The following is a 22550-nucleotide window of genomic DNA, read 5'->3' on the forward strand; positions in this document are numbered from 1 at the left end:
TGCCGACAACCGTCAATACATAACGCAATGAGAGAAAAAGAAATGATTTTCGGCATCCGTGCCGTCATAGAGGCTGCCGAAGCCGGAAAAGAGATCGATAAAGTGCTGGTAAAACAGGGCTTGCAGGGTGATCTGTTCAACGAATTGCAGGAGGTACTGCGTACACACGAAATCCCGATGCAAAAAGTGCCGGTGGAACGCATCAACCGCATCACGCAAAAAAATCACCAAGGTGTCATTGCCTTTACCTCGCCAATCACCTATCAGCGACTGGATCAGCTGATTCCTCTGCTCTACGAACAGGGGAAAAATCCGTTTATCGTGGTGTTGGACGGCATAACCGACGTGCGCAATTTCGGCGCCATTGCCCGTACGTGTGAAGTGGCGGGGGTGGATGCCATCGTCATCCCTTCGCGCGGCAGTGTTTCGGTTACTGCCGATGCCGTAAAAACGTCGGCCGGAGCGTTGCACCGCATTCCGGTGTGCAGGGAAAAAAACCTGAAAGAAGCCGTTGTCTATCTGAAAAACAGCGGAATAAAAGTAGTTGCGGCCAGCGAAAAAGCGGCCAGAAATTATACCGAATCCGATTTTTCGGTACCGACAGCCCTCGTGATGGGTGCGGAAGACAACGGGGTTTCGACCGAAATCCTGCGCATCAGCGACGAGTTGGTCAAGATTCCGCAATTTGGCACCATCGGATCGCTCAATGTGTCGGTTGCGGCAGGCATTCTGATTTATGAAGTAATCCGACAGCGACAGGAAAAAGCAAAAAAAGAAAGGTAAAACGTATAAAACACTCTTCGCATGAAAAAATCGATCGCTACTCAACAGGCTCCGGCAGCCATAGGTCCCTATTCACAGGCAATCGCAACCGAGGCATTGGTTTTTGTTTCGGGTCAACTGCCCATTGATCCCGCAACGGGATCGATTGTGGCGGGGGGCATAAAAGAACAAACCGAACAGGTATTCAAAAACATCGAGGCTATTTTGGCCGAAGCCGGTTTGACGATGGATCATATTGTAAAAACCACCGTATTTTTGGCCGATATGTCGCTTTTCAACGAAATGAATGCAGTGTATGCCGGACAATTCGCCGGAACATTTCCCGCCCGTTCGGCTGTTGCCGTGAAAGCGATTCCTAAAGATGCGCTGGTGGAGATTGAAGTTATTGCCGCAAAATGTCCCTAACGATTACGCACACCTACGAGAGAGAAAATTGACATGGGAAGGTATTGTCGTTAAATGATGTTATTTACTCGAACACTGTCGGCACGATTTCCTGCCCGGGTTCTTCCACGGGATCCTTCTTCACCACCAAAGCACTGATTTCCCACAACAAATAGAGCGGAACAGTTACCACAAAAAGGGAGAAGGGATCGCCCGAAGGAGTTATAAGAGCGGCGAGTAACAACGCTCCCACAATGGCGTGTCGGCGATATTTTTTGAAGAAAGAACGGTAAATAAGTCCGAGATTGGACAGCAACCAACACAACAACGGAAGTTCGAAAACAACCCCCATAATCAGGATCAACGTGTAGAAATTGCTCATGTAGGAATCGAGCGAAATCATATTCTCAATGGCTTCGCTTAATTCGAACGTAATCAAAAACCGGAAAATAAGGGGAAAAACAATAAAGTAGCCTACAAGACATCCCAAAACAAACATCACTCCGCCAAAAGCGAATGCCGTTTTGACACCTTTGATTTCATTTTCATAGAGAGCCGGACTGACAAATTTCCATATTTGGTATAAAATATAGGGGATGGATAAAAGAATGGCAAATGCAAAAGAAGTGGAAATATAGGTCATAAACTGCGTGGTCATGTTAATATTCAATATCTTGACATTGAAAGACTGCGCAGAAAAATCCGGCATAAAGGGGATGTACTTACTTGCGTTTTCCAGGAAACGATACGTAATAAAATCGGAGGAACGGGGAGCCAGAATAACGGAATCGAATATTTTCGGCATGATAATCAGCCCCACAACGGTAAGAACGGCAATGCCAATAATAATTCGTATTAAAGTCCATCGGAATTCTTCAAGATGATCCCAAAAGGACATTTCTTTCTCACTCATCGATCTCTGTTATCCCTATAATTTTTTTGTTCCGATAAAAAATATCCGAGCAACCCGCTCACCAACACGTCCGTGCTTTTATATATCAATTGGAGGAATCAATACGCATACATCGTATGGCGTGCATGCGTTACGTCCCTGCTTTGTATATCAATTGGCGGTGGTTTTATTATCTGTGGGATCCGATTTAATATCCTCTTCTATATCGTTTAAGCCTTTTTTGAAGCTGCGAATGCCCTTTCCCAACCCACTCATTAATTCGGGAATTTTTTTGCCTCCGAATAAAAGTAAAATAACCAACACGATAATAGGTATTTCCCAGCCGTTTAAATTAAAAAGTAATGGATTCATACGTCTGCTTTCGTTAAATTGTTTAATTTGTTAATTGCTATTGCACACAAAAATAGAATTAATTCTTTAGATGGGCAATGAAATTAAGATAAAGTTTTAAAATGCGGGCAAAATAATTTTACTTGATGCGTAAATCGATATATATCGGCAAATGATCGCTGAAACCACCCTTATAGACAGGCCCCATGTAGGTGCGATAGGGTCGCTTCCGTCCGTTTTTATCTTCCTCCAACAAAAAATCGGCGTTGAAAACCGTTGCCTCGTGGTTTTTGAGCACAACGGAAGAGGTTGGCGACAACAAATCTCCGCTCACGATAAACTGATCCAACACCTCCCATCGCCCTTGAAATTTATAGGTACCGAAATCGATTTTTTTCATCCGATGAAAAAACAGGTTGTACAACCCCTTCGCGGTGACGGGATGGCTCAACTTTTGTGCACCGAGTACACGCGAAAGACTTTTATCGTCGGGATGATCGTTGAAATCGCCCATGATGACAATATGGGAATGCCGACGTAAACGAAACAAACTGTCGGTTTTGTTGCGCAACAACAAGGCCGCATCACGGCGAGCCGGTTCACTTGCACGCTGCCCTCCCCTGCGCGAAGGGAAATGGCAAACAAACACGTCGAGCGTATCGCCGTTTACCAGTTGCCCTGCGGCATGAAGAATATGGCGTGAGGGCCCGGTAGCAGGGTTGGAAAAATGAATGCGGTATTCGTTCTTTTCGAGAAGGTTGAACCGATGGCGCTGATAAAGAAGCGCCACATCGATTCCCCGTTCGTCGGGCGAATCGGTAACGATATAATCGTAGCGCTGAGCACGCAGGGGCGACTTTGCCGTGAGATCGGAAATCACCTTATCGTTCTCCACTTCGCACAATCCCACCAGTGCCGGCGACTGCATGCCGCCGACAGCGGTAATTACACGCGTAATGTTTTTCAACTTTTTCCCATATTTCCATCCTGTCCAACGAAATTTTCCTTCGGGAAGAAAATCCTCATCGTTTTTTGCCGGGTCATCGTACACGTCAAAAAGATTCTCCACATTATAAAACACGATCCTGAAATTTTCCTGAGCCAAAGACCTCACACTCAGAAGAATCGTCAACACGGTCAAAACCACGGCTTGGCCGGGTAAGCGGAAAATGGGTCGGCGGATGCTCATGTGTCGCTTTCGCTCAGCCGCTTTATGCCGAAATGTTTTCCAGCAATTTCACCAAGAAAGTCCATCATTTGGCAACGGAAGGAATATGCACTTTTTCGTTGGGCGAATGCACATCGGTCATGGTAGGGCCAATGGAAATCATGTCCAACTGCGGATATTTATCAAGAAAGAGACCACACTCCAATCCGGCATGAATAGCCTTCACCTCCGGCATTTTGTTAAACAGATCTCGATAGATCTCCGTCGCTTTCTTCAATATTTCGGAATCGGGATTGGGCTTCCATCCGGGATAACCGTCACTGTGCGTTACTTCGGCACCGGCAAGGCGAAACACCGAGGTCACCATGTTTGCCGCGTCTTCCTTGCTCGATTCAACCGAACTGCGCTGACTGGTAACCACTTCGATTACCTGATTATCGAGCATCTTTACCGCGGCAAGATTGGTTGACGTTTCCACAAGACCGGGAATGGCGCTACTCATTCTCAACACGCCGTGGGGACAGGCATACAAAGCCAGAATCAAATGCTCTGCCGTGTTGCCGTCGATAATCGTTGAGGGTACCTCCACCGATTCGAGCAACATATTCAAATTCGGCTCAACTGCTTGATATTCTTCTTGTATTTCGGCAAGAAACGTATTCAATTTCACGCGTACGTTTTCTTTGTACCTGTCTTTTACGCCGGCTATGGCATACGCTTCACGCGGAATGGCATTATGCAGATTTCCCCCGCCAATTTCGACAAGCGCCGGTTTATATTTTTCATCGAGGAAAGCATACAAAAAACGGGTCAGAATTTTATTGGCATTACCGAGTCCTTTATCGATATCGCTACCCGAGTGCCCTCCACGAAGTCCCTTCACCTGTACCTTAAACCAAAAATAACCTTCGGGTGCCGGTTTGGGTTTCCAGGTGAAACGCGCCACGGTATTTTTTCCTCCGGCACAACCGATATAAATTTGACCTTCCTCCTCGGTATCCAGGTTCAACAAGATATTTCCGGTAAGAAAATTATCTTCCAACAAATTGGCTCCCGTAAGCCCGGTCTCTTCGTCAACGGTGAAGAGAGCTTCGATTTTTCCGTGTGCAATGTCTTTCGATGCCAAAACAGCCAAAGCGGCAGCTATACCCATGCCGTTGTCGGCTCCCAGAGTGGTACCCTCGGCTCTCACCCAATCGCCATCGATAACCGTTTCAATGGGGTCGGTGTCGAAATCGTGAACAACCTCATTGTTTTTTTCGCACACCATATCCATGTGCGCCTGAAGAATAACGGTAGGCACGTGTTCCTTTCCGGGTACGGCAGGCTTGGTAATCAGTACGTTTCCCGCCCTATCCTGTTTAGCTTCGAGGTTGTTTTTCCGGGCAAAGTCGAGTAAATAGGCTCTAATTTTTTCTTCTTTTTTGGAAGGTCTGGGGATTTGGGTAATCTCATGAAAATAGCCCCAAACTTCCTTGGGTTCCAATTCGTTGATCGTCATAATCGTTTATTTTTCGGTTAATTTGTATTTGCGCCAAATTCGCATTCTTGTTTGGTTTGATGTGCTAAAATTACAAGAAAACTTCCGTCCGACAAAAAAAATAGCTCTTTATGACCAAAAAAATATGGTTTAATTCTGTAATTAAACTATCTTTGCAGTGCAATTCGACTATAAACCGAAATCGCAATCGAGACTGATAACTAAAAAATAGAAAGCATGATAAAAACAATTCTTATTGGTGCCGTTTTACTTTTTATCGCTGTTTTGTTCATGGGAGTGAAAGTTTTCTTCACAAAAGAAGGGAAATTTCCCGATATTCACATTGGCGAAAATAAAGCTATGAAGGAAAGAGGAATAGGTTGTGCTACCTCGCAAGATGCACAAATGCGTGCTAAAGTAAGTCCTGTGGAACTCATGTTGAAATCGAACAACCCCAAATAAATCGAAGAAATCATGAAGCATTCGTATTTTTACATCGTTAATGGCGTGCTGGGCGTCGGACTTATTGCGCTTTATCTTTTGTTTTTTACTTCGCAGCCTTCGTCCGACCAAAAAATGCAAATCCGGTTTAATCCCGGCGACTCAACATTTATATTGCCCGTTGCTTATGTCAACGTAGATTCGCTCCTGACAAATTATAATTTCGCAAAGGATCTGAATGAAGCATTGATGCGGAAAGAAGAAAGTTCACGGGCAACGCTAAACCAAAAAGAAACCCAGTTGAATGCCGCAGCCCAGGAATTTCAACGCAAACTGCAAAACAATGCTTTTTTGAGCCAGGAAAGGGCTGAGCAAGAACAACAGCGCATCCTGAAAATGCAACAGGAATATCAGCAAACGGCACAAAAACTCTCGCAAGAATTTGCATTGGAGCAACAAAAGCTGAACCTTCAATTGGCCGATACCATTAAGGCCAATCTTGTCGAATTCAATAAGGACAAGAATTACGAAATCATCTTCAGCAATACGGCATCCGACAATATTCTGTATGCCGATAAAAAATACGACATTACCCGAGAAGTCATTCGTTTTTTGAACAACAAATATGGGCCGGCCACCGTGGCTCCGGCAACAGAAAAAAAGAAATAAAAACAACTTCCAAATGCGATACGAAATGAGGTTCTTTACTGACAAAGAGCCTTATTTTTTATTCTTACCTTTGTGTAATCATTTATGAAACATTGGCCGGCATATCTCCAAAAACAGCGAAGCGAATATCTTCAACCGTCGCTTCCCGAGCAATTTATGGCCGATATGGCGGTGGTAATACCGTGTTACGACGAATATGAGCTGAACTTCACCCTTACCGACCTTACCAGATGCGACCCACCCGAAACAAACACCATGGTTGTAGTGGTGATCAATTCAACGGTAAAATCGAACAAAGAGGCTGTGGATCAAAACAGAAAAACGTACCGTGAGGTGCAGCAATTTTCCCAAACCTTTTCGACCGACCGCCTGCTTTTTGTGCCGGTTATTGTTGAAAATCTTCCCAAAAAGCATGGCGGTGTGGGATTAGCCCGAAAAATAGGAATGGATTTGGCTGTCGATTATTTTCATAAAACGGGCAACCCAAAGGGAATCCTCGTTTCGTTGGATGCCGATTGTGGCGTTTCGGAAAATTATCTCCGGGATATTTATCGGGCTTTTCAGGACAAAAAGGTGTGTTGCAGCATCCACAATTTTCGTCACCGGGTACAAAACAACGACGAAATCCTCGAAAAAGCCATCCGCGAGTATGAGGGTTATCTCCGGTATTTCGAGAAAGCGTTGAAATTTACCGGCTTTCCGTATTACTATCACACCATAGGGTCGGCCTTTGCAGTCACCGCCGATGCCTATGTACGTGCCGGCGGGATGGGAAGGCAGCAAGGAGGAGAAGATTTTTACTTCTTGCAAAAAATATTTCCGATGGGAAAAGTAGCCGTATTGGACGATGTATTTGTATATCCGATGGCACGTTTCTCGGAAAGGGTACCGTTTGGCACGGGTCCGGCGTTGCAAAAAATCATAGCCGAACCCGACGGCCGAATAAAGGTGTATGCGATGGACGCTTTTGTGGCGCTGAAAGAATTTTTCGACCGAATTGCACTGTTTTTCGAACAACCCGAAAATGAAGTTGAAGCACAGATTACGCAACTGCACCCGTCTTTGCACGAATTTATCCGGCGCAATCGGATGAAAGCCGATATTATGGACTGCAAGGCCAACTGTGCCTCAATCGTTTCATTTCGCAAACGGTTTTTTCACCATTTCAATGCCTTTTTCATCATTAAATATCTTAATTTTGCCCATCAAGGCTATTTTAATCCGGAGACGTTGGATACCTGTAATAACAATTATTCAACATATATTGGAAATTAAGCCGTAAAAACGTATTTTTGTATTCAATATGTAATTGCCGGCTTTCTTTATTCCAAATTCAAAAATTGCCTATATGTTCGGATTAAACGGAGTAGAAATAGTGAGTGCCTTTTTGGTTCTGTTTGCCATTATCGATGTAACGGGATCGGTGCCCATTTTTCTGAATTTGAAAAGCAAAAACAAGATTATTCATCCTACCAAATCGGCTCTTTATTCGTTTTTTATCTTACTTCTCTTTCTTTTTGTCGGTGATGGGATTCTGAACTTGTTTCAGGTCGATGTATCGTCGTTTGCCGTTGCCGGAGCATTGGTCATCCTCATTATTTCCATCGAGATGATATTGGGGGTGGAAATCTTTAAAAACGATAATCCCGACGGCGATGGTTCTTCTACGCTGGTGCCTGTGGTTTTCCCGCTGATAGCCGGACCCGGCACATTTACCACCCTCATTTCCATGCGGGCAGAATACCATATCATCAACATCATTATCGCCGTTGCGCTCAATATGATACTGGTTTTTGCCGTATTGCGCTACCTGGATGTGGTGAAAAAATTGATGGGAGCCAGCGGGGTTTACATCATTCGCAAATTTTTCGGCATCATCCTCATGGCCATTTCCATACGCTTGATCACGTCGAATATGAGTGCACTCATTGCTTCTTTTTCGTAGTTTTTCAACAAAAAATAAGTACATTTGCGAAACAAAAAACAGATAAAGGATAGTTCATTAATTTATAAAATCAAATTATAAAATCAAACCAACATGAGAATTGTAAGTATTTTAGGACGCGAAATCCTGGATTCGAGAGGAAATCCGACAGTTGAAGTAGATGTTTACACCGAATCGGGTGCATTTGGCCGTGCCGCTGTACCTTCCGGGGCATCAACAGGCGAAAACGAAGCATTGGAACTTCGCGACGGAGATAAAAAAAGATACGGTGGCAAAGGCGTTTTAAAAGCCGTAAAGAATGTCAACGAAGTAATTGCACCCGCATTAATCGGAATGAGTGCATTGGATCAACGCGGAATTGATGCCAAAATGTTGGAATTGGACGGAACAAAAACAAAATCCAACCTTGGTGCCAACGCCATTTTGGGTGTTTCGCTGGCAGTTGCCAAAGCTGCAGCCGACTATCTGGGACTGCCGTTGTATCGTTATATCGGCGGGGCAAATGCCTATGTACTGCCTGTTCCCATGATGAATATCATCAATGGCGGTTCGCATTCCGACGCTCCCATTGCTTTTCAGGAATTCATGATTCGCCCGGTAGGTGCGCCTTCTTTCAGCGAAGGACTGCGTATGGGTGCCGAAGTATTTCATGCGCTGAAGAAAGTGCTTCACGACAAAGGGTTGAGCACGGCTGTGGGTGATGAAGGTGGTTTTGCGCCCAATCTTGCCGGAGGTACGGAAGAAGCCCTCGATTCTATCCTCACTGCCATTCGCAATGCCGGTTACGAACCGGGTAAGGATGTCATGATCGGGCTCGACTGCGCTTCATCGGAATTCTACCAAGACGGAATTTATGATTATACGAAGTTTGAAGGCAATAAAGGCAAAAAGAGAACCTCTGCCGAACAGGTTGAATACCTTGAACAACTGATCACAAAATACCCCATCGACTCTATCGAAGACGGCATGAGCGAAAACGATTGGGAAGGCTGGAAACTGCTTACCGAAAAAATCGGCAGCAAGTGCCAGTTGGTAGGTGACGATTTGTTTGTAACCAATGTGGAATTCCTTGAAAAAGGGATCAAAATGGGATGTGCAAACTCCATCCTGATCAAGGTTAATCAGATCGGGACGCTCACCGAAACGTTAAATGCCATCGAAATGGCTCAACGTCACGGTTACACCACCGTTACTTCTCACCGTTCGGGTGAAACGGAAGATGCAACCATTGCCGACATTGCGGTAGCCACCAATTCCGGTCAAATTAAAACAGGCTCGCTGAGCCGTTCGGACCGGATGGCCAAATACAACCAATTGCTCCGTATCGAAGAAGAGCTGGGCAACCGCGCAGTTTACGGTTACAAGAAAATCAGATAAGAAACGGGAGGGAATCCGTTTCCTTCTTAAAGACAAAAGACCACCGGCAAAATCGGTGGTTTTTTGTTGTCCTGATCGAAAAATCGCGTTCTTTTAAAAAGTTGAATACTTTCGTATTTTTTCCAATGCGAACATTCCACTGGGGTAAGGCGTTTTCTAATTAACCGTCTCGATTTTTTTTAAATCGACATCATAAAAAATACGACACATATGAAAATCAAAAAAACAAACGAAATGAAAATAGCATTTATCGGAACTTATCCTCCCCGCCGCTGCGGCATCGGGACATTTACCCATAACCTCATAAAAGCAATTGTGCAAAATACCGCAAGCAGGAAAATTACCCAACATGCCATGGTAATTGCCCTCAACGAAGATGACGCAACATATGATTATCCCGAAGAGGTCAACTTCGTTATCCGTCAAAATCACCAACCCGATTACATCAATGCTGCCAAATTTATTAATTACAGCGACGCCGAAGTGTGTGTGCTTCAACACGAATTCGGTATTTTTGGCGGTGACGACGGCGTTTTTATACTCCCGCTGATACACCGACTCGAAATTCCCCTCATTGTGACCTTCCATACTGTTTTGAAAGAACCCTCCTACACGCAGCGGGCTATAGTTGAAGAAATCGGGAAACAGGCAGCACGTATTGTTGTAATGAGTAAACGCGCGGTTCGATTTTTGGAAGAAATCTATCATATTCCCCGCGAAAAAATTGCCATCATCGAACACGGCGTTCCCGAATTTGAGCGGATGTCGCGCCAAACAGCCAAACACAAACACAGACTTACGGGACGAAAAGTATTGCTGACATTCGGTCTGCTGAGCCGCAACAAAGGCATCGAAACGGTAATCAATGCTCTCCCGAAGGTGGTAGAAAAACACCCCGATGTGCTTTATCTGGTGTTGGGCGCAACGCATCCCAATGTGTTAAAATACTCGGGTGAAGAATATCGCGACTATCTGCTCAGGTTGGTAAAAAAACTCGGTCTCGAAAAAAATGTCTATTTCGACAACGAATTTGTCACCGAAGAGCAACTGTTTGAATATCTTCAAGCCTGCGATATCTACATTACCCCTTATTTGAATGAAGCCCAAATTACCAGCGGAACCCTTTCGTATGCCGTAGGAGCAGGATGTGCCGTAGTTTCCACACCCTATTGGCATGCACAGGAATTGCTCGATGAAGGAAGAGGACGATTGTTCGGATTTAAAAATTCGGACGAACTTGCCGACATATTGCTCGAATTGGTTGAGGACGAAAAAAAGCTTGAAGAGATTCGCAGAAAAGCATACGAATACGGCAAAAAAATCCGATGGCCGAAAATCGGGAAAAAGTACCTGTCGCTTTGCGAATACGTAAAAAACAACCGGGAAAAGGAAGAAAAAATAAACGAAAAACAGACAATCGATATCCGCATGTTGCCCTCTTATACGCTGGAGCACATTCGCCGACTGACAGACGATACCGGAATTGTTCAACATGCCAAGTACGGGATTCCCAACCTGAAAGAAGGGTATTGTGTGGACGATAACTCGCGAGCGTTGCTGATGACAACGATGGCTTATCGGCAAACCAAAGACAGGGAAACGCTCTCCCTTATACCGGTTTATCTGAGTTTTATTCATTATATGCAACTTCCGGACGGAAATTTCAGAAATTTTCTCAGCTTCAGCAGACAGTATCTCGATGAAAAAGGTTCGGAAGATTCATTCGGAAGAACAGTCTGGGCACTGGGATACCTGCTGAGATTTCCACCTCATGACGCTTTCCGGCAACTCGGAAGGGAATTGTTTTTCCGCACCGTTCCCTATTTCGAAAAAATACGAAGCATACGTGGAGCAGCCAATACCATTATCGGCATCAGCCATTATCTGAAAGGGGCACCGGACGACGAAGCGATGGTAAACCGCATGGGCAACCTTGTTTCGGTGATCACGGAATCCTATAAAAATAACAGCGGCGAAGATTGGGAGTGGTTTGAAGATGTGGTTACCTACGACAACGCCATCATTCCGCTGGCGCTGTTTTCGGCATACGAAATTACCGGCAATCGCGAATGGTTCGATATCGGACTGAAAACTACCCGCTTTTTGGAGTCGTTAACCCTGAAAACCGATTATTTCATGCCGATCGGGAACAAAAGTTGGTATAGGAAAGGCGGTAGCGTATCGGAATATGCACAGCAATCGATTGACGTCATGGCAATGATATTGCTTTACTATCAACTGTTTCAAATCACAAAAGAGACCGAATATTTGGAGAAAATGTTTAAGTGTTATTTGTGGTTCCTGGGCGAAAACTCGCTCCGTTTGCCGTTGTACGACCACGAAACCAAGGGATGCTGCGACGGACTGGAAGAAACGGGAATAAACCGCAATCAGGGTGCCGAAAGTACGTTGGCCTATTGGATTTCGCACCTTACCATTCTTGCAGCCCAGGAAAATGAAGCCCTTTTGTCCAGATAATCTTTTACTGAAAAATAATTGCTTATGACATTGATTATCCCGATTGATTAGGAAACCCGAACCCTGTCATTGAGAAGAAATAAAAAACGGTGCGGTAAAAATATACCGGGGCGGAGCCGATTTTGCCACCAAAAACTCACTCACGAAAGACTCGCTCACGAAAGGAAACTCAATGGCATCATCGAAAAAGGATACGGGAAGGATGAAGAAATCGACCCCAAGGTTGTCGAATGTCTGCCTCATCGATCGTTCTTATTGCAGACGACGGGCAGAAGAAAATTTCAGCTTAACTCATGATCTCATCCAGCAAATCATTCAGATTAACACCGGCAAAAGTAGTGGCGAAATCGCTCATGGCATAAGGAATGATCAGTTCGCCGTTATGAACATAACTTCCGCAGGAATAAACCACGTTGGGCACATACCCTGCACGTTCGTTTTCGGCCGGTATAAGCAACGGTTCCTTGGTGCGCCCGATAACTTGCGTCGGATCATTCAGATCGAGCAGGCAAGCACCAAGACAATATTTCCGTACCGGACCCACACCGTGGGTAATCAACAACCATCCCCTGTCGGTTTCGATGGGCGAACCCGCATTGCCTATCTGCACCAGTTCCCACGGATAAAGCGGTTGCTGCAAAATTTCGGCATGAGACCAAACCTGCAGATTATCGGAAAACATGATGTAATTGTTGATACCGTCAATACGGCTGATCATGGCATATTTGCCATTTATTTTGCGGGGAAACAGAGCCAAATTTTTATCCACGGCATACTTACCATGCAACGGCATAATCCGGAACGAATAAAAATCCTTGGTTTCGATCAGTTTCGGAAGAATATGGTAGCCATCGTAAGCGGTATAGGTTCCATAATACGTGAAATCGCCGTTATCTTTCGTAAATTTTACGAAACGTGCATCTTCGATCCCGTTTTTTTCGTATTGCGAAATGGGAAAAATCACCCGCTCGCTCAAATCGGTGTCTAACGAAAATCGCACTTCGGTATGCGATTCGGCAAGCCAAAGAAATTCTTCCAAGACTTTTTGCTTTTCCATCGTCAAATGATTACCTTCCCTGACTTTGTTAACGACGCTGAAAAGCTGATCATACGTAAACTTGTCGGGAAGCCCTTTCAAAACAAGATTGTACAACTCTTCGGCAACTTCCATATCCTTCAATTTGCTGATGAATCGCCTTTTCTCGTATAATTTATCTTTGATTACTTCAGCCGTTCCTATATGATTTGCCGGTTCTTGTACAAGCACATTATTATCGGCATCGATGACGGCACTACGAAAAACCAACGAGGAGATATGTCCCTCACCGGTTGCACGAAGACTCAGAATAACCCGTACTTCGCCTTTTTGCAGACCACTTTGATCGATATCTTTCACTATCGATGGATTAAAAAGGGCAGCCGACTCGACGGCATATTCCATGGTAAAATAGGAACCAATGAGCAATTTCCTGATTTCGGAAATATTTTTCCCGGTATTTACCCTGTCAACAATATATTTAACCTTCTGAAAATGTCTTTTAAAAATGCCGGTGATGCTGCGGTGACGTTTCGAAAATTCCCGAAGGGTCTGCATCAGTAGAACATCGACTTGAGCATCCGGCATGGCAAGGATATTCTTTATCAACATCTCGGCACGCTCCTCGCCATTGAAAAAAAATCGTGCAAATACCCGATTAATATCCGGATAGATAACCGTCTCTTTTCTGTTAACCCTTAAACTCATCTTCTCTTTTTTGAAGGCAAAGTTAACCCTATTACGGGAAATAACCCTATAAATCGCTTCAAAAACGCCTCAAAACCCTCTTCATGCCGTTTTTTCGAAAAAAATCAGGGAGTAATTGCATCTCAATATTTAAAAACAGAAGAAATAAAAGGCAACAAAAAATATCCGCTAAATTTCATTCATAACAGTAAAATCAGCTCAACGAAAATATTCTTCGATTTCGTTGAGCTGATTGCCACATATCTAATCTATCATGAATTAACAATAAATAGTCAATCCAATATTATATTTTATTCCCAGAATGGATTTTGTTTTAAATTGGGATTTTTATCCATCTCATCTTGTGGTACGGGGAACCAATACATTTGTTTTTCGAATACCCGTTTTTGATAAGGTTTACGAACAAAAAATGCCTTGGGATCACTCTCATCATCACTCAAATTCTCTCCCAAATAATTCATTCCATAAAACCATCCGTCTAACGTTTCTTCGCCGAGTTTCCATCTGCGAATATCATTCCAACGAATAGATGTTTCACAGTTCAGTTCGACACGTCGTTCTCTGTGTATTGCTTCGCGCATGGCATCCTGTCCTTGTGGAACAGGAATCTGATTCGCGCCATTACCATAAGTCGGGATACCGGCTCTTTCACGAATCAAATTCACATATTTAACTATATCCGGATTTCCGGGATCCGATTCATTAAGCGCCTCGGCATAATTCAAATAAGCTTCGCCCAAACGATAAAGAATACCGGGTCGATATGGAAAAATGTTCGTTCTGCAGTTATGATCCGGATGCACTAATTTTCTTAACAAATATCCGTTTTGAGGTGCGTCATGGGTTGGTCCCCCATCCCATTCTCCGATGAGAAAACGGGTTGTACGTCCTTCTTGACGATACCACGCCCGGTTATATAACACAGAAATATAAAATCGTGGTTCACGATGACAATACATATTGTAAGTGCCTGCTAACGTGACTTGCCCTTCTTTTCCCGGTTGGTCGCCTTGACATTCAATCCATTTTGTTTTTCGTACTTCCGGTTCTGTTGAAAATCCTTTTTCACTATATCCGGAAGCCGGATCTATAACGGGTTTTGATTTATTTCCTCCCTCATAACCTAAAATGGGAGGTAATCCGTTTTCCATAAAAAATGCATCGACCAGCGATTGGGTTATTCCATAACCACCGTTACCCGCGCATCCTCTCGGGGTGGCATGCCTGTCAAGAGACGTATAATCACAACTTGGTCTCGGAAATAAGATTTCAGGATTGACATCCCCTTTTTTAAACATCATGTTCTGATAAGACAAAAAAGGATCGATTGTTCCGTCATCATTATACTCATAATACAATTTATGGCCTGCTGCATGAGCTGCATCGATCAGTTCTTTACATGCTTGTGCGGCTCGATCCCATTTAGTAGGATCGTAAGTTGAATTGAATAATTCCTCATCCTTCCAATTCTTGTGATCTTTATAATCGGGATTCCCATTCACTAACGGACTGGCCGCAAATAACAACATTCTTGCTCTTACGGCCAAACACATGATAGAAGTTGCATGACCGTATTTTTGTCGCTGGGAATACGAAGCCGGCAATACTTTTGATAATTTCAATAATTCTTGATCAACCCAATTTACAATGGTGTCATAAGGAGCCTGACCCACAAATAATTCTTCCTGCGAAATATCTGTGGCTAATATTTTGTCAGGGTTAAAAGGAACCGGTCCGTACTTCTCGAGTAGAAGTGTATAAAAATAAGCAATCAAGAAACGCGCTTCATTTTTCATGTTTTCCACATCGGCTTCAGTAACCAATTGTTTTGCATTCGGCTTTACATTCTCAATAAAAATCAACGCGCTGCGGATTCGTTTCGGTAAATCAACCCACCTGTTATCTCCGTCATAGGAAGCCGGATTCCAATTTCCAATTTGTTTAGCCACTACATCCCATCCAAATTTTTGCCAACCGGTAGATGGTGCCAAATCATCCCCTAAAGGTCCAACACCTTGGTGTGCCATATCTCGCCAGTATGGATCGGGTATTGCCGTATAAACACCGGCCAGCCAATCCTCTGTACGCGTTTTATCGCTAAAAACCAGCTCTAATGTCAACATATCGTCCGGTTTTTTATCCAAAAAGTCGGAGCAAGCTGAAAACAACAAAACAACTGTAAAAAACAGGATATTCTTTAAATATTTCATCATTTTTCGATTTATGTTATGTATTAAAAATCTATTTCTAAACCTATGGAAGCCGATTTCATGATTGGATACCGTAAACCATTGGAAAAACCAATTTCCGGATCCCATAAGTTGAATTTGGAGAACTGCAGTAAATTAGACCCCGCCAAAAAAATTCGTGCGCTTTTAATATAATTCGGCAATACGGTTTGTTTGGGAAAACTATAACCGATTTCAATATTTTTTAAGCGCAACATGCTCATATCTTTTAACCACCAGGTAGAAGATTGGGTGTTATTGGCATGATTATAACTCGACAAACGTGGCCAAAATACATCTTGGGAAGGATTATCCACTGTCCATCGATCCTGATAATTGTCATAAATATTTCCCATCGAACCATCCCCACTACCGGGTATAAAATTATTTCCTCCAATGATGCGATAGGTTTTCCCGTTTCCCTGAAAAAAGAAACTGAAATCGATCTGTTTATACAACACACTGGCACCAAATCCATATACAATCTGCGGATCTACGGTTCCTCCAATAGGACATTCGTCCAGTGAATTTATCAATCCGTCTTCGTTGATGTCTTTATATTTGATATCACCCGGTCTTACCGGTGCGAACGTATGTTTGGGTATGCCGGGAACCAATTCCAATTCACCGCTTTCATTCGTAACGAAGTCGTCATCCGTAAAAAGCCCGTCATCGATCAATCCGAATATCTGACCTATCGAATGTCCTGTCCGAGCCCGGTTGGTGCCAATTACACCCAAGGGTTCATCCTGCTCTGTAATCTCATTTTTGGCATAGGTAAACGTACCTCTCATTACAAACTGAAAATCTTTTGTAACTTGTTTATTCGCTGTTAATGAAATGTCAACCCCTCGATTATCTACCTTTCCATAATTGGCAAACGGTGTTTGAATAAAGCCGGCCGAAGAAGGAATAGTCCTTCGCTGCATGAATATATCATAACGGTGATCCTTAAAACCGTCAACCTGTAACTCGATGCTATTCCACAGACCTAATTCCAGTCCTATGTTTGCCTTTTTCACTTTTTCCCAGGTAAGATTCTGCACTCCTACTTGTCCTTCCCAACGACCTGCACGCCAATAATCATTATCAACGCCCCAGGTGTAACCTCCTGTATCTCCAATCGTTGTCAAATAGGCAAAACGATAATCTCCCCTATTCTGCCCCAACTGATCATTTCCAACCAATCCATAGGAAGCTCTTAATTTTATTTTGGAAAAAGTATTTCTATAGGGTTCCATAAACGCTTCTTCAGACAAAAGCCATCCTACTGCAACTGAAGGGAAAAAGCCAAATCGATGTCCTTTGGCAAAATTCTCCGATCCATTATATCCAAAATTAAATTCACCCACATATTTATTATTGAAGGTGTAGGATGCCCTAGCGGCAATTCCTTGATTTCTATAAGGTAAAGCACTCCCATCCTCAAAACTTCGTTGATTATATAAAAACATTAGTCCGATAGCGTGTTTTTCATTGAAAATTTGATCATAATTTAAAGAACCTTCCAAATAGGTGCTTTTATTCCCCCATTCAGCACTGGTACTATGACCCAAAAACAATTGCCCATATCTATAAATAACAAGGTCTAAAGATCCGTCTTCTTTTCTTCCCACTGCAGGATTATAATAATCAGGAGTTTTGCTTCGCTGAACGCCATTCCCGGAATAACGATCGAAAGAAAACAAAACTCTGGCTTTTAAACCCGGTAACAAGAATTTGAAATCCTGTTCCATAGAAGCAGAAGATTCGATTTGATTATGACTGAAAGTTTCATATCCCAATTGAGTAGCCAGTGCCCATGGGTTCGCTCTTTCGGGAACAACCGGAATTTCACCCGAAGAATAAATTGGCGGATGAACAAAAGGCGGCGTATCAAAAGCCAAACCGAATAAATCATCCACACTTTGAGGAGATCTGACTCTTTCTTGTAGATACCCTCCAATATTCACACGGAATAAAGTGGTAGGTGTAATATTTACATCGACATTTGAGCGGACATTGTACCGATTTAATCGCGATGAAGAGTCCCACTCTTGCCTTTTATCTCGAGTAATAATCCCTTTTTCTCCGTAGTAAGACGTGACTAACGAATAACGCAGTACATCGCTTCCTCCCGAAACGGTAAAATTTGCCCGGGTATTATAACCATAGTCATCCGTAATAGCATCAATCCAATTCACATTCGGATACAACTCCGGGTCCTCACCAGTCCTATACTTTTCAATAATATCTTCGGAATAACGAGGTAGTTTTCCTTCATCAATGGCAATTTCATTTAAAAGTGACAAATATTCGGGCGAACCGATAAAAGTGGGTAATTTTCCTAATGCAGTAGCTGCTTGCTCAACCCTAACATTTATAGCCGGTTTGCCGATTTGACCTCTTTTTGTAGTAATGATAATTACTCCATTTGCACCTCTGACACCATATACCGCACTTGCAGCTGCATCTTTTAAAATGGAAAACGATTCAATCTCGGCGGGATCGATATTATTTAATGAACGCTCTATACCATCCACCAATATCAAAGGGTTATTGTTACCAGCAAAAGATGAAATTCCCCGAATCCAAAATTGAGAATTATCGTAACCCGGTTCACCTGATCGTTGTACACCAATGATTCCGGCCAATTGCCCTGCCAGATTGTTACTTATGGATCGTGTAGTTCCTATTTGCAATTCTTCCGGTTTAATTGTCGTAATTGAACCCACAACAGAAACCTTTTTTTGCGTTCCATGGCCAACTACTACCACTTCTTGCAATTCACTTATATCTTCTTCCAATTGCACATCCAATATATTTCCACCTCCCACAGGTACCTCTTTTTCTTTAAAGCCGATATAAGTAAATTTTAAAACAGGCTTAGGAGTAGTCACCGAAATGCGGTACGTACCATTTACATCGGTGACCGTACCGTTAGTGGTACCCACTTCAACAACGTTAACCCCTATCAACAACTCTCCTTTCGTATCATATACGCGGCCGGTTATCGTTCTTTTATTTTGCTGTTGAACGCTATTTCCCTTTGCTGTTTTTTCGAGAAAAATATATTTTCCCGATATTTTATAGGAAAGGGATGTGTTAGTGACCAATTGATCAAGGATCTCTTTAATATCCTGATTTTTTAAATCGAGATTAAAACGAAGAGAATTGTCGATATCTTCGTTCTGATAGAAAAAAGTGTAGTCCGACTGTTTCTCGATAACGGATATCACTTCTTTAAGGGTGGCATCGTTCGCTTTAACGGTTATTTTTTCGGTTTGTGCATATCCTGCGGCAAAAGCATTACACATGCTCACCAACAAAAAAATAATTATACATTTCATAGTCAAAAATAAGCTCCCTGATGGAAACGGAAGTAAGATTCGTAATTTATTCATATATTTGCGTGTTTTTGATTGAGTTATATATAACCATTCCGATAGTTTGCAGACATGGAGGAACGGTTATCGATTAATTGATTAAAAACGCTGAGAATCGGGTAATCAGCCTTGCTATTCCCGATTCTTTTTTCCTTATCATGTTTTTCCCATAGCAATTTGATTTTAAAATAATTCAACCATATCATTTCCCGGTCACCTTCTTTGCAAAACAATCGTATCATTTCGAAAACGATACTCGAATTGTCCTTTAAAATTGATGATCTGTATAATTTCCTCTATCGTTTGTGATGAAGAAAATTTACCGGTGTATTTTTCTTTTCGACTTTTTTCGTCCGGAATAACAATGGTTACATCGAACATCTTTTCCAGCCGCCCCGTAATTTGTTCTAACGGTACGTCTTCAAAAGAATACGTTCCCGTTGTCCAAGATAAGATATCATCCGGATTGACCTCTCTAAGCGTTATATAGCCGGTATTTTTATCCAACAGCACTTGTTGCTTCGGCGTTAATACCATGCGGTTTTTTACGGTATGCGATGCATCGAATGTTTTCAATTCAATCTTTCCTTTTATCAATGTTGTAGCGGCAAAAGCATCGACAGAATAATCCATCACGTTAAATTGCGTTCCCAACACCACGATTTGTTGTTTGTCGCTTTGCACCTCAAAAGACCTTCCGTCGTTTTTCACATCAAATATGGCCTCTCCATCAAGGTAAACTTGACGCTTTTTCCCTGTGAATCTTTTTGGATATTTCAGAAAAGAAGATACATTCAATTGCACTGTGGAACCGTCCGGCAGTTGAACAAGTTGAACTTGATCAGAAGAGGTTGTCCGCACTTCAACCCATACGGAATTTTGTTTCATCCGGCCATAAAACAACGAAGCGCCGACAATCAATAACCCTGCAAAAATAGCGGCAACTGCTTGCCATCGATTCAATTTTACACGCTTATTTTTTATAGTTGTGGATTGAAAGATGTGTTGGGGATTATTCTCCAATTTATTCATGAGCCTGTTCCAACTTGCTTTCATTTCCTCGCTATCCGGCATCAAACCACCCTTTCGGTGATCATATATATCTTTTAACTGAAAAAACAAATCTTTGTTTTCGGATGAAGAATGAAACCATTCGGAAAAAAAAGCCATTTCTTCTTCCGAAACATCATTTTGTAACACGTGGATAATAATTTGCTGTATATCTTTCATTTAAATCGAAATATCTACTTACTCGTTTTAGTCGCATCCTTTATCCGGATACCACCCGCTTTCAATATATACGATTATAAAAAAGAAATTACGTATTCTTTTTCAAAGAAATTTACAAAATATTACCAAAAAAGGGAAAATAATAAAACCAAAACCGGTATTAAATGGTCACGGATTATTTTTAAAGCCTTATAAACCTGTGTGTCTACCGTTCTTACAGAGATATTAAGTTGAGTAGCAATATCGGAATGCTTTTGTTCTTCTAAATAAGCTTTTACAAAGATTTCTTTACATTTTGGCGGAAGCCGGTCAATAACAGTGTAAACAGCATTTATTTTCTCTTCTTGATCAAGAAAAGTTTCGTAAGAATCGTTCCACTCCAATTCTTCCATTTTCAATTCATTAAAAGCTTTGTCTACAAAACTTTCTTCCACCGCTTTATGTTTGAGAAAATCATAACAGGCATTCCGAACCATACGAAAAAGATACGGATTATCCTCTTCGCGAAAATCAATCTCAGGCTTTTCGTGCCAAAGTTTTAAAAATATATCGTGTACAATATCTTCGGCAACCACATCATCTACAAATTTTCGAGCATAAAAAATTAATTTTGGAGCTTGCTGTAAATAGAGTTTTTCAAATTGTTCAATAGTTATGATTCCCAATTTCTGATCCTTATCCCACATTTTAGCACAATTAAAACCTCATTTTAGAGTTTTGTCTAAAAAGAATAATGTTACCCCTCAATTTATAAAAGTTTATCTACCTTGCTATATTTAGCACCTGATTTCTTAAGAATTTCTAAAGTAATTGAGGATAACAATATCATACAATGCAATAAATAGCCCTTTTAACTATTCTAATACCTTTTTAGGAGAGTTAATAATTCGCGGTCAAGTTGATGTCCATACCAATCTTCATATTTCACATCTTTCCGACCGGAATCGAGAATGCCGAAATCGCCCCGAAAATTCCAAAGCGCATAACCAATTCCATGCTGAGTAAGGATATCGAGCACATCTTCAAACCAAGCTAAAAATACTTCATGAGGTGTTTCTTTCCAACAACCACATTCACCACAATGCACGCCAACACCCTTATTCACGGCATCAATCCAAGGGGCATAAAACTCTTCAAGGGTTTTTCTATTGAAATATTTTCCGTCAATAGTGCCCGGCCATACCGGTTTAGGAGCCTCATCCGGATTTTTCCATACCCACGGAGCCCGATAATGTGAAATATAATGAGGATAGTATCCCCGACAACTTTGTCCGATATCGAGGTCGAAAATCTCAGGGACAGGATCGTTTCCCACATTATTTCCATCGGCAATAACCAAATGCTGAGGATTATGCTGACGTATGGCATTTAAGGATTTTTGAGCCACTTCGCGATAAAGCTGACCGGGAACGGGACCTCTCTGTGAGTGTTGATCGTTCATATCTTCACGTAGACAAGGCTCATTCACCAGATCAAAACTTATTTCTCGAGGCGAAAGGTCCTTAAATCGTTTGGCCCACATGCTCCAGTGTTCATAGAAAGCTTCCTGCGCTTCCTTATCCTTCCACAGATTATACGGTTCATTAAATCCCGCATTCACGCAAAAACCCGGGGCGCGGTGCAAATTTAAACTCACATGCAATCCACAATCATTTGCTCTTTCTACCAGCGACCGAATATTGTCTATTTCCTTTTCGTCGAAATGAAGTACATCATCCGGCGTAATATCTTTCGACGGATCAAAAATAATGTATCGCGGATAGGCTATCGGAAGACGTACAAAATCGAAACCCCAGTCGGCCATCCATTTCAAATCCTGGTCAGTGGTTACCGAACCGCCGGCTTCGCGATAAGGAGAAAAATAGTCGAGCAAATTAAAACCGCGCCAACGAGGCAACTTGTTTTTGGTTGAGTAAAAAAGATTTTCGGCAGTTGCCGATCCTGTTACACCCACACCTGCAGCAATCATACCCATGCCAAGGGTTCGAATAAAATTTCTTCGCTTCATCATTATA

General features: G+C 42.5%; 19 protein-coding genes. 8 read left to right on the forward strand and 11 right to left on the reverse strand.

Features of this window, described 5'->3' with window-relative positions; all coding sequences use genetic code 11:
- The first annotated feature begins 27 nt into the window (after positions 1 to 27).
- Both rlmB and OLM34_RS05240 read left to right on the forward strand, forming a co-directional pair.
- Positions 28 to 783 carry a 23S rRNA (guanosine(2251)-2'-O)-methyltransferase RlmB gene (gene rlmB / locus OLM34_RS05235; protein ID WP_264405712.1) on the forward strand — a complete coding sequence of 252 codons (756 nt, stop codon included), beginning with the start codon at positions 28 to 30 and terminating at the stop codon, positions 781 to 783.
- 21 nt (positions 784 to 804) lie between these two features.
- Positions 805 to 1188, forward strand: a complete 384-nt coding sequence (locus OLM34_RS05240; protein WP_264405713.1) for a RidA family protein — start codon at positions 805 to 807, stop codon at positions 1186 to 1188.
- Positions 1189 to 1252: 64 nt separating this feature from the next.
- On the opposite strand, the gene tatC is transcribed toward OLM34_RS05240, so the two are convergent.
- From tatC to OLM34_RS05260, 4 genes are all read right to left on the reverse strand, one after another.
- The gene (tatC, locus tag OLM34_RS05245; protein WP_264405714.1) at positions 1253 to 2080 is read right to left on the reverse strand and encodes a twin-arginine translocase subunit TatC; all 828 of its coding nucleotides are present in this window, start codon (positions 2078 to 2080) and stop codon (positions 1253 to 1255) included.
- A 150-nt stretch (positions 2081 to 2230) separates the two neighbouring features.
- Positions 2231 to 2431 (reverse strand): Sec-independent protein translocase subunit TatA/TatB, encoded by a 201-nt coding sequence (locus OLM34_RS05250; RefSeq protein WP_264405715.1) that lies wholly within the window; start codon positions 2429 to 2431, stop codon positions 2231 to 2233.
- A gap of 118 nt (positions 2432 to 2549) precedes the next feature.
- Entirely contained in the window at positions 2550 to 3599 is a 1050-nt protein-coding gene (locus tag OLM34_RS05255; RefSeq protein WP_264405716.1) for an endonuclease/exonuclease/phosphatase family protein, read from the reverse strand.
- A 64-nt stretch (positions 3600 to 3663) separates the two neighbouring features.
- Positions 3664 to 5079, reverse strand: a complete 1416-nt coding sequence (locus OLM34_RS05260; protein ID WP_264405717.1) for an aminoacyl-histidine dipeptidase — start codon at positions 5077 to 5079, stop codon at positions 3664 to 3666.
- Between the two features lie 216 nt (positions 5080 to 5295).
- Here OLM34_RS05260 and OLM34_RS05265 point away from each other — a divergent pair, with 216 nt between their 5' ends.
- From OLM34_RS05265 to OLM34_RS05290, 6 genes are all read left to right on the forward strand, one after another.
- A complete protein-coding gene (locus OLM34_RS05265; RefSeq protein WP_264405719.1) occupies positions 5296 to 5520 on the forward strand; it encodes a hypothetical protein in 225 nt (74 codons plus the stop codon).
- A 12-nt stretch (positions 5521 to 5532) separates the two neighbouring features.
- Positions 5533 to 6168: an OmpH/Skp family outer membrane protein gene (locus OLM34_RS05270; protein WP_264405720.1), complete on the forward strand. Its 636-nt coding sequence runs from the start codon at positions 5533 to 5535 to the stop codon at positions 6166 to 6168.
- 84 nt (positions 6169 to 6252) lie between these two features.
- Entirely contained in the window at positions 6253 to 7443 is a 1191-nt protein-coding gene (locus OLM34_RS05275) for a glycosyltransferase family 2 protein (RefSeq protein WP_264405722.1), read from the forward strand.
- Positions 7444 to 7516: 73 nt separating this feature from the next.
- A complete protein-coding gene (locus OLM34_RS05280; RefSeq protein ID WP_264405723.1) occupies positions 7517 to 8113 on the forward strand; it encodes a MarC family protein in 597 nt (198 codons plus the stop codon).
- A gap of 93 nt (positions 8114 to 8206) precedes the next feature.
- Complete coding sequence (eno, locus tag OLM34_RS05285) at positions 8207 to 9490, forward strand: phosphopyruvate hydratase (RefSeq protein ID WP_264405725.1); 1284 nt, start codon at positions 8207 to 8209, stop codon at positions 9488 to 9490.
- Positions 9491 to 9700: 210 nt separating this feature from the next.
- Positions 9701 to 11968, forward strand: coding sequence for a glycosyltransferase family 4 protein (locus OLM34_RS05290; RefSeq protein WP_264405726.1), 2268 nt, complete (start codon positions 9701 to 9703; stop codon positions 11966 to 11968).
- A gap of 66 nt (positions 11969 to 12034) precedes the next feature.
- On the opposite strand, the gene OLM34_RS05295 is transcribed toward OLM34_RS05290, so the two are convergent.
- From OLM34_RS05295 to OLM34_RS05325, 7 genes are all read right to left on the reverse strand, one after another.
- Entirely contained in the window at positions 12035 to 12211 is a 177-nt protein-coding gene (locus OLM34_RS05295; RefSeq protein WP_264405727.1) for a hypothetical protein, read from the reverse strand.
- A gap of 43 nt (positions 12212 to 12254) precedes the next feature.
- The gene (locus OLM34_RS05300) at positions 12255 to 13712 is read right to left on the reverse strand and encodes a glycoside hydrolase family 130 protein (RefSeq protein ID WP_264405728.1); all 1458 of its coding nucleotides are present in this window, start codon (positions 13710 to 13712) and stop codon (positions 12255 to 12257) included.
- 290 nt (positions 13713 to 14002) lie between these two features.
- Positions 14003 to 15922 carry a RagB/SusD family nutrient uptake outer membrane protein gene (locus OLM34_RS05305; protein WP_264405810.1) on the reverse strand — a complete coding sequence of 640 codons (1920 nt, stop codon included), beginning with the start codon at positions 15920 to 15922 and terminating at the stop codon, positions 14003 to 14005.
- A 23-nt stretch (positions 15923 to 15945) separates the two neighbouring features.
- Entirely contained in the window at positions 15946 to 19323 is a 3378-nt protein-coding gene (locus OLM34_RS05310; RefSeq protein ID WP_264405729.1) for a TonB-dependent receptor, read from the reverse strand.
- A 195-nt stretch (positions 19324 to 19518) separates the two neighbouring features.
- Positions 19519 to 20535: a FecR family protein gene (locus OLM34_RS05315; RefSeq protein ID WP_264405730.1), complete on the reverse strand. Its 1017-nt coding sequence runs from the start codon at positions 20533 to 20535 to the stop codon at positions 19519 to 19521.
- Between the two features lie 122 nt (positions 20536 to 20657).
- Positions 20658 to 21221 carry an RNA polymerase sigma-70 factor gene (locus OLM34_RS05320; RefSeq protein WP_264405731.1) on the reverse strand — a complete coding sequence of 188 codons (564 nt, stop codon included), beginning with the start codon at positions 21219 to 21221 and terminating at the stop codon, positions 20658 to 20660.
- A 173-nt stretch (positions 21222 to 21394) separates the two neighbouring features.
- The gene (locus OLM34_RS05325) at positions 21395 to 22546 is read right to left on the reverse strand and encodes a glycoside hydrolase family 5 protein (RefSeq protein ID WP_264405732.1); all 1152 of its coding nucleotides are present in this window, start codon (positions 22544 to 22546) and stop codon (positions 21395 to 21397) included.
- Between the last annotated feature and the right edge of the window lie 4 nt (positions 22547 to 22550).

The organism is Anaerorudis cellulosivorans (genome assembly GCF_025943985.1).
Classification (GTDB): domain Bacteria; phylum Bacteroidota; class Bacteroidia; order Bacteroidales; family Dysgonomonadaceae; genus Anaerorudis; species Anaerorudis cellulosivorans.

Excerpts from the sequence above, each read along its gene's own strand:
- rlmB (WP_264405712.1), top strand. The coding sequence starts at position 28 with ATGAGAGAAAAAGAAATGATTTTCGGCATCCGTGCCGTCATAGAGGCT.
- OLM34_RS05240 (WP_264405713.1), top strand. The coding sequence starts at position 805 with ATGAAAAAATCGATCGCTACTCAACAGGCTCCGGCAGCCATAGGTCCC.
- tatC (WP_264405714.1), bottom strand. The coding sequence starts at position 2,080 with ATGAGTGAGAAAGAAATGTCCTTTTGGGATCATCTTGAAGAATTCCGA.
- OLM34_RS05250 (WP_264405715.1), bottom strand. The coding sequence starts at position 2,431 with ATGAATCCATTACTTTTTAATTTAAACGGCTGGGAAATACCTATTATC.
- OLM34_RS05255 (WP_264405716.1), bottom strand. The coding sequence starts at position 3,599 with ATGAGCATCCGCCGACCCATTTTCCGCTTACCCGGCCAAGCCGTGGTT.
- OLM34_RS05260 (WP_264405717.1), bottom strand. The coding sequence starts at position 5,079 with ATGACGATCAACGAATTGGAACCCAAGGAAGTTTGGGGCTATTTTCAT.
- OLM34_RS05265 (WP_264405719.1), top strand. The coding sequence starts at position 5,296 with ATGATAAAAACAATTCTTATTGGTGCCGTTTTACTTTTTATCGCTGTT.
- OLM34_RS05270 (WP_264405720.1), top strand. The coding sequence starts at position 5,533 with ATGAAGCATTCGTATTTTTACATCGTTAATGGCGTGCTGGGCGTCGGA.
- OLM34_RS05275 (WP_264405722.1), top strand. The coding sequence starts at position 6,253 with ATGAAACATTGGCCGGCATATCTCCAAAAACAGCGAAGCGAATATCTT.
- OLM34_RS05280 (WP_264405723.1), top strand. The coding sequence starts at position 7,517 with ATGTTCGGATTAAACGGAGTAGAAATAGTGAGTGCCTTTTTGGTTCTG.
- eno (WP_264405725.1), top strand. The coding sequence starts at position 8,207 with ATGAGAATTGTAAGTATTTTAGGACGCGAAATCCTGGATTCGAGAGGA.
- OLM34_RS05290 (WP_264405726.1), top strand. The coding sequence starts at position 9,701 with ATGAAAATCAAAAAAACAAACGAAATGAAAATAGCATTTATCGGAACT.
- OLM34_RS05295 (WP_264405727.1), bottom strand. The coding sequence starts at position 12,211 with ATGAGGCAGACATTCGACAACCTTGGGGTCGATTTCTTCATCCTTCCC.
- OLM34_RS05300 (WP_264405728.1), bottom strand. The coding sequence starts at position 13,712 with ATGAGTTTAAGGGTTAACAGAAAAGAGACGGTTATCTATCCGGATATT.
- OLM34_RS05305 (WP_264405810.1), bottom strand. The coding sequence starts at position 15,922 with ATGAAATATTTAAAGAATATCCTGTTTTTTACAGTTGTTTTGTTGTTT.
- OLM34_RS05310 (WP_264405729.1), bottom strand. The coding sequence starts at position 19,323 with ATGAATAAATTACGAATCTTACTTCCGTTTCCATCAGGGAGCTTATTT.
- OLM34_RS05315 (WP_264405730.1), bottom strand. The coding sequence starts at position 20,535 with ATGAAAGATATACAGCAAATTATTATCCACGTGTTACAAAATGATGTT.
- OLM34_RS05320 (WP_264405731.1), bottom strand. The coding sequence starts at position 21,221 with ATGTGGGATAAGGATCAGAAATTGGGAATCATAACTATTGAACAATTT.
- OLM34_RS05325 (WP_264405732.1), bottom strand. The coding sequence starts at position 22,546 with ATGATGAAGCGAAGAAATTTTATTCGAACCCTTGGCATGGGTATGATT.